Raw genomic sequence first — 12445 nt, forward strand, 5'->3', positions numbered from 1 at the left:
CTTCGGTATTTGAATCCGCAGCACGTAATTATCGTATTGCGAATTTGAATGCATAAGAAGCGGGCAGAACGTGAGCAGTACATTTCGGATGTCATTTCCCGTATCAAAGAAAAACTCGATGAGATGGGAATTACAGCTGATCTGTCTGGACGCCCAAAACATATTTATAGTGTGTACAAAAAAATGACGGCGAAGAGCAAGCAGTTCAACGAGATCTATGATTTGCTTGCCATTCGAATTATTGTCGACAATATTAAAGACTGTTACGCGACCTTAGGGATTATCCACACACTGTGGAAGCCGATGCCAGGTCGATTCAAAGACTATATTGCGATGCCAAAGACGAACATGTATCAGTCCTTGCATACAACGGTCATCGGACCTACGGGCGAGCCTACGGAAGTTCAGATTCGCACTTGGGACATGCACCGTACGGCTGAGTACGGTATCGCAGCTCATTGGGCCTACAAAGAGGGGAATGGCACGATTGGCGGCAGCTTCGAAGAGAAGATGCACTTCTTGCGTGAAATCTTAGATTTGCAGCAGGAAACCAAAGATGCTCAGGAATTTGTAGAGTCGCTCAAAATGGACTTTTTCTCGGATCTCGTATTTGTATTTACGCCGAAGGGAGAAGTTATTGAGCTTCCATCCGGTTCAGTACCGCTTGACTTCGCTTTCCGCATCCATACGGAAGTTGGTAATCGGACGATCGGTGCGAAGGTGAATGGGCGGATCGTACCGCTAGATCATCAGCTGAAGACAGGGGATATCGTTGAGATCTTAACTTCAAAGCATTCCTATGGTCCTAGCCCGGACTGGATTAAGATCGCACAATCTTCACATGCGCGCTCCAAGATTAAACAATGGTTCAAGAAGGAGAAGCGGGAAGAGAATGTGCAGAAGGGCCGGGAATCCATTGAACGTGAACTGAAGCGTCTTGGGCTCGAGCCATCCGTATGGATGGCCGACGAGAAGCTGATGGAAGCAGCCAAGAAATTCAACTTCAACGATATTGAAGATATGATGTCTGCCGTAGGTTTCAGCGGGATCACTGCAGCGCAGGTATGCACCCGCATGACGGAGAAGATGCGCAAGGAAGCCGAGGAAGCAAGTCAGATTGAATTGACGCATGAAGTGAAGGAAGTCAAGAAGGAGCCTGTTCGCAAGCATCGTCCGACTCACGGCATTACCGTTAAGGGAATCGACAATCTCCTCGTTCGCTTTGCTCGGTGCTGCAATCCAGTGCCGGGGGACGATATTGTCGGCTATGTAACCCGCGGAAGAGGCGTATCTGTCCATCGGGCAGATTGCGTGAATGTCGTATCGACAACGGATGGCGAAGACGCTGCACGGATGATTGACGTGGAGTGGGGAGAGTCTGCGGAGGCGAATTATAGTGTCGATATCGAGATTACGGGGATGGATCGACGTGGCTTCTTGAACGAAGTGCTGCAGGCTGTATCCGAGAGCAAGACCAATATAGCAGCAGTGTCTGGACGTTCTGACCGTAATAAGCTGGCCATGATTCATATGACGATTCTCATTCGAAATACGGATCATCTTCAGTCTGTAGTAGAGAAGATCAAACGAGTAAAAGATGTATACACAGTGCAGCGAATTATGCAATAATTCGCTGCCTTTTTACATGCAAGGACGTTGGTAATAGAAGGATAAACTGGCGGATGACAGGGACGGCTATCTAGCAAGTCGGGCCTGCAAGGGTGTTGTGACCGCAATATGGGACTGTAAGGAGGATGCGACATGAAGGTAGTTGTACAGCGCTGCAAGAAGGCGCATGTGGACGTTGATGGAGTAACAGTTGGCAGCATTGGACAGGGTTTAATGCTTCTTGTGGGCATTACACACGAAGATACTGATCGAGATATCGAATGGATGGCGGATAAACTTGCAGGTCTTCGTATTTTTGAGGATGAATCTGGAAAAATGAACAGTTCGGTGCAGGATGTAGGCGGCAGCATTTTATCGGTCTCTCAGTTTACCTTATACGGGGATTGCCGGAAGGGAAGACGCCCGAACTTCATGGCAGCGGCTCGTCCTGAGCAGGCGGAACCACTATATGATTTATTCAATGAATGTCTCCGTACACTAGGTTTGGAAGTTGCGACTGGGAAGTTCGGAGCCATGATGGATGTGCATCTTATTAATGACGGACCGGTTACGTTAGTCGTCGATAGCCGTACCGAATAACAGCTTCCTGGCTGGCTATACTAGAACTGGCACTTCTGTGACGCACAAGGCAAAGGAGCGATTCGATGCGCCAGTCACTGCATCAGTTAGCAATCCAGTACAGCTGCTTGTCAGGAATGCAGTCGCTGCGTGAATCCGCTGCGGCATTGCAGCAAGAGGAAGAGCACAGGCAGGCGACACGTCGAAATGGTGAAGGCATGAAGCGGTAAACTAATCGAAGTCTTTATCATACCAGTGAATGCGCCCTTTTGGGGCGTATTTTTTGTTTTGATGATGGAGAGGAAGGAATAACGGAAAATAAAGCGCTTTATTTTTGTAATCTTATTGTAATCTTTGTTTCATGTTTCCTTAACATTGGTTACCTATAATAACAGACATGACCCCCTTTTAAAAATATATCTTATTGATAAACCTACAGTGATGTAGGTTTTTTCTTGACTTTAGCGTGCTACATCCTTACAATGTTCTTTATATTCCGACTTTACATGTAAATGAAAATGATGATTTGATGACAGGAACAAGTAATTCGTACCCACATATGCAGAGAGAGGTTCCATGGCTGGAAGAACCTTGATGATGGACGGATGAATGACATCCTCGAGAACCTGCGGCGAAGCGAGAAGCATCGATCTTGAATAAAGCATTGAGCTCTCAAGGTAGGACAAGCCTAATGTCCAAGTAGCCGTATGGCGTATGACGTACGTTACACGTGAATGAAGCGTAATCGGAGATATCGATGTGCATCTGTTATAGGGCACAGTGCTTGCGATTGCGGAATGTGGGTGGCACCACGGGTGAATGGAACATACCATCTCTCGTCCCTTTGCAAATGAATCATTTGCGGGGCGGGAGATTTTTTATTTTTATGGACAAAACGATTAGGAGGTTAGCGCTCATGGCATATCAAAAACCTACGGGTACGCAGGATTTGCTGCCTGGCACGGTTGAAATTTGGCAAACGGTTGAGCAAAAAGCTCGGGATATCTGCCGTCGTTTCAACTTTAAGGAAATCCGGACTCCAATCTTCGAACAGACTGAGCTGTTCGAACGCGGTGTTGGTGAAACAACGGATATCGTTGAGAAGGAAATGTATACATTCCGGGATAAGGGTGACCGCAGCATGACGCTGCGTCCAGAGAATACTGCAGGCGTAGTTCGCTCGTATGTAGAGAACAAGCTGTATGGCGAACCGGACTTGACGAAGCTGTATTACATGGGGCCGATGTTCCGGTATGAACGCCCGCAGGCGGGGCGCTATCGCCAGTTCCACCAATTCGGTGTGGAAGCCTTCGGGTCTGCTGATCCTAGCTTAGACGCTGAAATTGTTGCTCTTGGCTATCAGTTCATGAAGGATATTGGCTTGAGCGGTGTGCGCGTCGAGATTAACTCTGTCGGCAACGCACCAAGCCGTGCGGCTTACCGCGAGACTTTGCTTGGCTTCCTGATGCCGATGAAGGAGACACTGTGCAAGGATTGCCAATCCCGGATGGAGCGTAATCCGCTGCGTGTGCTCGACTGTAAGGTTGATCAGGACAAGTTCACAAATGCACCATCGATTCTGGACAGCTTGGATGAAGAATGTGCAACACACTTCGAGAAGGTGAAGCAGCACTTAACGGCGATGGGCGTCGAGTATGAAGTGAACCACCGTCTTGTGCGCGGCTTGGATTACTATACGCATACGGCATTCGAATATAAGGCCCAAGGAATTGGAGCCATTGATACCGTAGGGGGCGGAGGCCGCTACAATGGTCTAGTCGCTGATATCGGCGGTCCTGAGCAGACAGGTATCGGCTTCGGTATCGGGATGGAGCGAATTGTGCTTCTGCTTGATAAGCAAGGCATTGCTTGCAATGAGCAGCCGCCGCTTGATATTTATCTCGTAGGACTTGGTGAACAAGCTGAGGATGAGGTGACGAAGCTGTTGTACACATTGCGTACAGCTGGCATCGCTGCCGAGAAGGACTACCAAGGACGCAAGATGAAGGCGCAAATGAAATCAGCTGATCGTATGAAGGCTCGGTATGCAGGAATTCTCGGCGATGACGAATTGGCACGCGGAGAGATCGCATTGAAGCACCTGGCAACAGGCGAGCAGCAGTTCGTGAAGTTGGAGCAGTTGGCTGAAGCAATCGAAAGAGCTTAAAGGCTCGATTCCATTCGTAAATGGATTAACTATATTAATGTGAGGGAGCGTGCATCCTATGATGTACAAAACGCATCAGTGCGGAAAAATTACAAAAGAACGAATTGGCGAAACGGTTACCCTGAATGGATGGGTACAGCGTCGTCGTGACTTGGGCGGGGTATTATTTATCGATTTGCGCGACAGAAGCGGACTTGTACAGGTCGTATTCAACCCTGATTTCTCTCAAGAGGCTCACGACATTGCAGATCGTGCGCGTAACGAGTATGTGCTTGCTGTTCGCGGTACAGTCGTTGAACGCGATGCAGAAACGGTGAACCCGAACTTGCCGACAGGCGATGTTGAAGTTCGCGTAACAGAAATTGAAATTTTGAATGCAGCGAAGAACCCGCCATTCTTCATCGAAGATGGCATCGAAATTGATGAGTCTCTTCGTTTGAAATATCGTTACCTCGATCTTCGTCGTCCGGAAATGCAAAAGACACTGATGCTTCGTTCCAAAGCAACGAAAGTATTCCGTGATTTCTTGGAAGAGAATGAATTCATCGATGTAGAAACACCAATCTTGACGATGATTACGCCAGAAGGCGCACGTGACTACTTGGTACCAAGCCGTGTGCATCCAGGCGAATTCTATGCATTGCCGCAATCGCCGCAAATCTTCAAGCAACTGCTTATGGTATCCGGCGTTGAGCGTTATTATCAGATTGCGCGCTGCTTCCGCGATGAAGACTTGCGTGCAGACCGTCAACCAGAATTCACTCAGGTGGACATCGAAACGTCCTTCATGTCTACAGAGCAATTGCATGAAATGATGGAGCAATTGATGGTTCGTTTGTTCAAGACAACATTAGGAGTAGATATTCCTACACCATTCCAACGCATTACGTACCAAGATGCAATGGAGAAGTACGGTTCCGATAAGCCGGATCTTCGCTTCGGCCTTGAGCTTGTGGATGTGTGCGATATCGTACAAAACAGCGGTGTGAAGGTGTTTGGGTCAGTAATCGAAAAGGGCGGCGTTGTCAAAGTCCTGAATGCAAAAGGCTGCGGAACATGGAGCCGTAAGGACATCGACGACTTGGCACCGTATGCAGCACGCTATGGTGCAAAAGGCTTGGCTTGGATTCAAGTGAAGGACGGCGAATTCCGCGGTCCAATCGTGAAGTTCATGAGCGAGGAAGAAATCGCATCCCTTCGTGAGCGTACAGGCGCAGAAGAGGGAGACTTGCTGCTCTTCTCTGCGGACAAGCGTAAAGTGGTATATGATGTGCTCGGCAACCTTCGTCTCTTGATCGGCCGCCGCTTGAACCTGATCGATGACAGTGCGTTCAAGTTCGCATGGGTTGTTGACTTCCCATTGCTCGGCTACGACGAAGAAGCGAAGCGTTATGTAGCGGAACATCATCCGTTCACACGTCCGAAGGACGAAGACTTGGCATTGTTCGACACAGATCCAGGTCAAATCCGCGCGCAAGCTTATGACCTTGTCTTGAATGGTTATGAAATCGGCGGCGGTTCGATGCGTATTTACAACCGCGATGTACAAGAGAAGATGTTCGCGGCGCTTGGCTTCACACCAGAAGAAGCACAGCAGAAATTCGGCTTCTTGATGAATGCCTTCGAATATGGTACGCCTCCACACGGCGGTATTGCATTCGGATTGGATCGACTCGTAATGCTGCTTGCAGGACGTACGAACTTGCGCGAAACGATCGCATTCCCGAAAACGGCAAGCGCAACAGACTTGATGACAGATGCGCCTAACGTAGTTGATAAGTCTCAGTTGGATGTATTGCATATTAAGTCGACGTACAAGAAGAAAGAAAAAGAAGAGAAGACTCAAGAGAATAACGAAGAGCAATAAGCCGTACGGCTGAATAGAAGCTGTTTGCACACAACGCCCCTCGCCCGAAACTTCCTACTAGCGGATGCTTGGGCAAGGGGCGTTCCGCTATGTTCTTGGGCTTGTCTATGATACGATATATAGTAGAAGATTAAGCATCTAGGAAGCCGATTTAATGCATGATGTATGAATCATGCATGGATAATGAGACGCAGGAGGAAAAGGACGCTATGCTGCATCAATTTTCACGTACGGAACTCGCGATTGGACCTGAAGGATTAGAGAAGCTGAAAAACAGCACAGTCGCAGTTCTAGGAATCGGCGGTGTCGGAGCAATGGCTGCAGAGGCATTGGCACGCACCGGTGTAGGCCGAATTATTCTTATTGATAAAGATACAGTCGATATTACGAACATTAACCGGCAAATTCACGCCTTGACGACAACAGTAGGTCAGAAGAAGGCGGAATTGATGCGTGAGCGGATTAAGCTAATTAATCCAGACTGCGACGCGATCGCGCTTAACATGTTCTATACAGAAGAAACCTATGAGGAACTGTTCAAGTATGAGCTAGATTATGTTGTCGATGCATCAGACACAATTGTATACAAAATTCACTTGATCAAAGAATGCCTGAAGCGTAAAATACCTATCATTTCCAGCATGGGTGCGGCAAACAAGATGGATCCTTCACGTTTCCAAGTGGCGGATATTTCGGAGACGTCTTATGACCCAATTGCCCGCGTCATTCGGCAAAAGCTGCGTAAGGATGGCATTCGCAAAGGGGTCAAGGTTGTGTTCTCTACAGAGGAGCCGATCAAACCGCGTGAGGATGTTACGGAGCGAATCGTACCGGATACTGCCCCTGATATTCGCAAGGCGAAGCAGCCGCCATCCAGTAACGCCTTCGTACCTCCGGTAGCCGGGCTTATTATGGTCAGTGTCGTGATTCGCGATATGCTGGCAGATTTGTAATTCGTGGTGACAGATATGGATTTATTCTCTTATGGGGAAGAACAGCAGCATCCGACGATGCGATTGCTGGCTGATCGAATCCGGCCTAGAACATTGGAAGAATATATCGGCCAAGAACATATTGTAGGGTCGGGGAGACTGCTTCGGAGAGCGATTGAAGCGGATCGGGTCTCCTCGATATTACTGTATGGACCTCCAGGCTGCGGTAAGACAACACTCGCGAATATCATTTCGGAGCAGACAAAGGGTGAGTTCGTTCGCTTAAATGCCGTCGATGCATCAGTTAAGGATGTTCGAGCTGTAATTGAACAGGCGGATACGAACAAGAAGATGTACAACACCAAGACCATTCTGTTCTTGGATGAGGTTCATCGTTTCAATCGATCGCAGCAGGATGCCTTGCTGCCTGCCGTTGAGAAGGGGACGATTATATTCATCGGCGCCACAACGGAAAATCCATTCCATCATGTAAATGGAGCGTTGATCAGTCGTTCGACCTTGTTCCAATTAAATCCGCTCACGAAAGAGCACTCGCTGATTGCGATGAAGCGTGCTTTGGTGGATAAGGAGCGTGGGCTTGGCTTCATGCCAATTCAGGCAGACTCGGATGCGCTTGAGCATATCGCTTCCATGGCGAATGGTGACATACGCCGTGCATTGAACGCGCTGGAGATGGCGGCAATGACGACGACACCGGAGGAAGACGGGACAGTCCACATTACGCTGGAGGTGGCGGAAGAATCCGTTCGGCGGCCGACTGTGCAGGCAGATGAATCTGTACAGTATGACGTCTTGTCCGCCTTCCACAAGAGTATCCGCGGCTCCAGTGATGCGGCATTGTACTGGTTCCTGTATGCGGTCGAGAAGCTGGGCATGGATCCAATGACGTTCATTCGCAGATTAACCGTTGCATGCAGCGAGGATATCGGATTGGCGAACCCGCAAGCAATGGTGCAGGCTGTGAGCGCATTGGAGGCCTATCATCGAATTGGCTGGCCGGAGTCGAAGTACATCGTGGCACAAGCTATCTTATTCGCGGTAGAAAGTCCGAAGTCCAACTCAATACCGCTTGCCATTGCTCGCGTCATGCAGGCATTTGAAGATATTAAGACTGCTGAAGTGCCATTGCATTTGCGAGATACCCATTATAAAGGCGCGGACAAGCTCGGACACAAGGGCTATCAGTATCCACACGACTACCCAGGACACTATGTAGAGCAGCAATACCTACCTGACCTGATCAAGAAGCGGGTATTCTTTATGGCGAACGAGCAGGGGACAGAAGCGAAGATGCGCATCAACCAAGAGCGGAGAAGAGGCTCGCATGGGCGAGGCGACGTTTAGTACGTTTAATGTAGACAGACCTGTACTGAATTTGAAATGAATACTTTGATGGAGGTATTTTCATGTTCATTCGTAGGCACAGAGCTAACAGAAACAAAGGACATCGTCTGAATCGACTCGCACCATTTTTATTGGTTATTAGTCTTATTGCATTAACAATTGTCGCAGGGTGTGGCAGCTCTCCTGCGGGCAAAGAAGGCGCAGAACATGCCGGACAAGCATCAGGAGAACATGAACGTCTGATGAAGAATGGCGATCTGCGTCAAACGACGGCATCGGTTGACGAACTTCCGCCTTTCTTGAATGACAAACAGAAGGAAATGCGACAAATTTATCAACTGGCTGCTCAGAACAGTGAACTACTTCAATATATTCCTTGTTATTGCGGATGCGGAGAAGTAGCTGGTCACCAGAGCAATTTGAATTGCTTCGTCGCCTCGAAGGAAGAGGGGAAGATCGAATGGGATGATCACGGCACTCGCTGTGGTGTGTGCCTTGATATTGCCGTAGAGGCTTCCCTCATGCTGCGGGACGGGAAGTCGGTCAAAGACATCCGCCAAACTATTGATACCAAATACAAAGAGGGATATGCAGAACCTACTCCTACGCCACTTCCTGCTGTGTAGGAGCAGGCTTCATGCATGCTCTGAATCAATTGGCATGGATTCCTTCGGAATCCATGTTTATTTTCTTCGCTTTGTCATAACCTACAGGCAACAGTGCCTTACATATGTAGGTATGTTCATCTCGTTCCCACGCATAAGCAGCCAGATATAGATGAACAACACAAAGGAGAAGAAGAAGATGAATTATTTCCTGGGAAAAGATTTGGATGCAGATGTACTAGAGCGGGTATCGCAAACGTTCAAAGCGTTGGGTGATCCGACACGTATTCGAATTTTGTCACTTCTTGCGCGTGAGGAATGCGCCGTAAATCAAGTCGCTGACGCTCTGCAATTGTCACAATCGGCAGTATCTCATCAGTTGAAAACACTTCGTGCATATCGCTTTGTCAGATATCGCAGAGAAGGTCAAAATATTTTATATATTTGCGATGATGCTTATATACTTGAGCTGTTAAATGAAGCAGTTCGATACGCGGTTGAGCAATAATTTCGCGAAAGCGCAGGCTGATTGTTCCGATTCATATTCAACAAAAATGGTGATAGGACGATATAAAGAAAGAATATACATAAAGACAACAAATCCCGCTAAATCTCATGTGTTCAACGAAGAGGCGTATGGGAGTAGGATTCTTATGTATTTTCTTATATAATATATATATGTCTTTATTTTATTGTATGGGGAGGTGTTCCTGTCCGTTTCGAAGTGGGAGTGGGCAGGAGATCGGGTGAGTAGTGATCCGTTACCGATATTTTGGGGATTGTTGTTTGTACTGCTATTAGTATTTTTGAATGGCTTTTTCGTTGCGGCAGAGTTCGCGATGGTGAAGGTGCGCGGAAGTCGTCTGGATACGCTCGTGCAGGAGGGAAATGCGAAAGCGAAGCTGACTCGGCATGTGACAGATCATTTGGATGCTTACTTGTCTGCCTGCCAATTGGGCATTACGCTTGCTTCTCTTGGACTTGGTTGGATTGGGGAGAAGACAGTCGCGCAGCTGCTGTATGAACCGTTGACGGCACTCGGTGCAAGTACAGCGGTGATTACATCGATATCTACTGCTATCGCCTTCATTATCATTACCGTGCTGCATATCGTTCTCGGCGAGCTTGCGCCTAAGACGCTTGCGATACGCAAATCGGAACGGGTAGCATTGTGGACTGCAGGACCATTAAGCTTATTCTACAAAGTGATGTATCCGTTCATCTGGCTATTGAATGGTACGGCGAATATGGTGCTGAAGGTATTCGGTATCGAGCCGGCTTCTGAGCATGAATCAGCTCATACGGAAGAAGAGATTCGTATCCTAGTCAAGGAAAGCCATAAGAGCGGTCTCATTGATAATACTGAATTGGCACTTGTAGACAACATTTTCGACTTTACGGAAACGCATGCACGGGAAATTATGATTCCAAGAACCGATATGGTCTGTTTGTATGCAGAGGATTCATTTGAAGTAAACAAGACCAAAGTGCTGACGGAAATGCATACTCGTTATCCGGTATGCGATAACGATAAGGATAATATTATCGGCTTTATCCATATTCGCGACATTGTGAAGGCTCCTGATGATTTGGAGAGCATTCATTCGATTGTTCGGCCAATGTTAAGTGTCCCAGAATCGATGTCAATTAGTGCCCTGTTGAAACTGATGCAGAAAAATAAGGTGCAAATCGCGCTGCTTATTGATGAATTCGGTGGGACAGCAGGTTTGGTCACATTAGAAGATATTATGGAAGAGATCGTTGGCGAGATTCAGGATGAATTTGATGAGGAGCGTCCACAAATTGAAAAGAAAAATGAAACCAATTATTCGATTGATGGACGTTTGCTGATTGAAGAAGTGAATGCGTACTTCGGGACGAATATTTCTTCCGAGGATTATGATACAATTGGCGGCTGGATGTATGCCATGGTGGAGGTACCTCCGAGAGTGGGGCTGCGAACTCGAGTGGAAGGCGCCTTTGAGTACGAATTCATCATTGAGGAGACAGATCATTTCCGGATTGCGCGACTTCATGTGAAGAAGCTGGGGGCGGCAACCAGCCATGATGCGATGCTGAATCCAGCATCAAGCATTTAGAACCAATGACGAAGGGGGTTATCCTGCACCCTGTGGAAATTCCACAGTGCGGGATAACCCCCTGTATTCGTTCAGCAATCCAGCTGAGTATTACGACTTCAATTTGTGGACGATATCAATCGTGCCACCGCCCAGGCAAATGTCGCCATCATAGAAGACGACTGCTTGTCCAGGTGTTACAGCTCGTTGGTTGACGTCGAATGTTACCTCAACTGTTCCGTCTGCATTCTTCTGGAGAGTAACTCCTTGGTCAGGCTGACGGTAACGGAATTTGGCTGTGCAGCGGATCGGTTCAGTTGGCATGTCGCCTTCGATCCAGTTGACCTGAGAAGCAACGAGGCCTGTGGAATAGAGGCTTGGGTGATCATCCCCCTGTACCACATACAGAACATTGTTGGCCAAGTCCTTCTCTGCTACGAACCATGGCTCTCCGTTGCCTGAGCCGCCTATGCCCAAGCCTTGGCGTTGACCTAGCGTGTAATACATAAGCCCATCATGGCGGCCCTTCACCTCGCCTGTACGGATATCAATCATTTGACCAGGCTGTGCAGGCAAGTACTGGCTCAGGAACTGCTTGAAGTTGCGTTCACCGATGAAGCATACGCCGGTGCTGTCCTTCTTCTTGGCAGTGGCTAGTCCTGCTTCTTCCGCAATGCGGCGAACCTCCGGCTTCGGCAGATGACCGATCGGGAACATTGCCTTCGCTAGTTGTTCTTGGTTCAGCGCATTAAGGAAGTAGGTCTGATCCTTATTCCCGTCCACACCGCGCAGCAGCGTATGCTTGCCGTCTTCATGAAGGACACGCGCGTAATGGCCTGTCGCCAGATAGTCTGCACCCAGATCGAGTGCTTTCTGCAGGAATTCACCGAATTTGATCTCACGGTTGCACATTACATCTGGATTTGGCGTGCGACCGTGACGATATTCGTCTAAGAAATAGGTGAAGACCTTATCGAAATATTCCTTTTCGAAGTTCACCGTATAATAAGGGATGCCGATTTGTTCGCATACGCGGCGAACATCTTCCGCGTCGGTTTCGGCTGTACACTGTCCGAACTCGTCAGTGTCGTCCCAGTTTTTCATAAATATGCCGATGACATCGTAGCCTTGTTGCTTAAGCAGCAGTGCTGTCACCGAGGAATCTACGCCGCCCGACATGCCGACGACGACGCGAGTGTTCGCATTAGAGTTTGTCATGGTATCACCGTCTTTGCTGCGAGCTG

The 12445-nt window shown here is 48.2% G+C and carries 10 protein-coding genes and 1 pseudogene; 10 read left to right on the plus strand and 1 reads right to left on the minus strand.

The features are described from left to right. From AZ66_RS20890 to AZ66_RS20935, 10 genes and pseudogenes are all read left to right on the plus strand, one after another. Positions 1-1629: pseudogene (locus tag AZ66_RS20890) on the plus strand (RelA/SpoT family protein); the annotation flags it as partial. A gap of 132 nt (positions 1630-1761) precedes the next feature. Beyond that, a complete protein-coding gene (dtd, locus tag AZ66_RS20895) occupies positions 1762-2208 on the plus strand; it encodes a D-aminoacyl-tRNA deacylase (RefSeq protein ID WP_044356600.1) in 447 nt (148 codons plus the stop codon). Between the two features lie 65 nt (positions 2209-2273). After that, on the plus strand, positions 2274-2417 hold the full coding sequence (locus AZ66_RS32040; RefSeq protein ID WP_162833953.1) for a hypothetical protein: 144 nt from the start codon (positions 2274-2276) through the stop codon (positions 2415-2417). Between the two features lie 686 nt (positions 2418-3103). Beyond that, positions 3104-4354: a histidine--tRNA ligase gene (hisS, locus tag AZ66_RS20905; protein WP_021260664.1), complete on the plus strand. Its 1251-nt coding sequence runs from the start codon at positions 3104-3106 to the stop codon at positions 4352-4354. A 58-nt stretch (positions 4355-4412) separates the two neighbouring features. Next, the gene (gene aspS / locus AZ66_RS20910; RefSeq protein WP_021260663.1) at positions 4413-6221 is read left to right on the plus strand and encodes an aspartate--tRNA ligase; all 1809 of its coding nucleotides are present in this window, start codon (positions 4413-4415) and stop codon (positions 6219-6221) included. Positions 6222-6430: 209 nt separating this feature from the next. Continuing rightward, entirely contained in the window at positions 6431-7174 is a 744-nt protein-coding gene (locus AZ66_RS20915; protein WP_036620323.1) for a tRNA threonylcarbamoyladenosine dehydratase, read from the plus strand. Between the two features lie 15 nt (positions 7175-7189). After that, the gene (locus AZ66_RS20920) at positions 7190-8518 is read left to right on the plus strand and encodes a replication-associated recombination protein A (protein ID WP_044356602.1); all 1329 of its coding nucleotides are present in this window, start codon (positions 7190-7192) and stop codon (positions 8516-8518) included. A gap of 62 nt (positions 8519-8580) precedes the next feature. Beyond that, positions 8581-9144, plus strand: a complete 564-nt coding sequence (locus AZ66_RS20925) for a PCYCGC motif-containing (lipo)protein (protein ID WP_082061672.1) — start codon at positions 8581-8583, stop codon at positions 9142-9144. Positions 9145-9322: 178 nt separating this feature from the next. Then, entirely contained in the window at positions 9323-9631 is a 309-nt protein-coding gene (locus AZ66_RS20930) for an ArsR/SmtB family transcription factor (RefSeq protein ID WP_021260659.1), read from the plus strand. 238 nt (positions 9632-9869) lie between these two features. Then, complete coding sequence (locus AZ66_RS20935; RefSeq protein ID WP_021260658.1) at positions 9870-11222, plus strand: hemolysin family protein; 1353 nt, start codon at positions 9870-9872, stop codon at positions 11220-11222. 90 nt (positions 11223-11312) lie between these two features. On the opposite strand, the gene mnmA is transcribed toward AZ66_RS20935, so the two are convergent. Next, entirely contained in the window at positions 11313-12419 is a 1107-nt protein-coding gene (gene mnmA / locus AZ66_RS20940; protein WP_044356604.1) for a tRNA 2-thiouridine(34) synthase MnmA, read from the minus strand. Between the last annotated feature and the right edge of the window lie 26 nt (positions 12420-12445).

The organism is Paenibacillus sp. E194 (assembly GCF_000935845.1).
GTDB classification, from domain to species: Bacteria; Bacillota; Bacilli; order Paenibacillales; family Paenibacillaceae; genus Paenibacillus_B; species Paenibacillus_B alvei_B.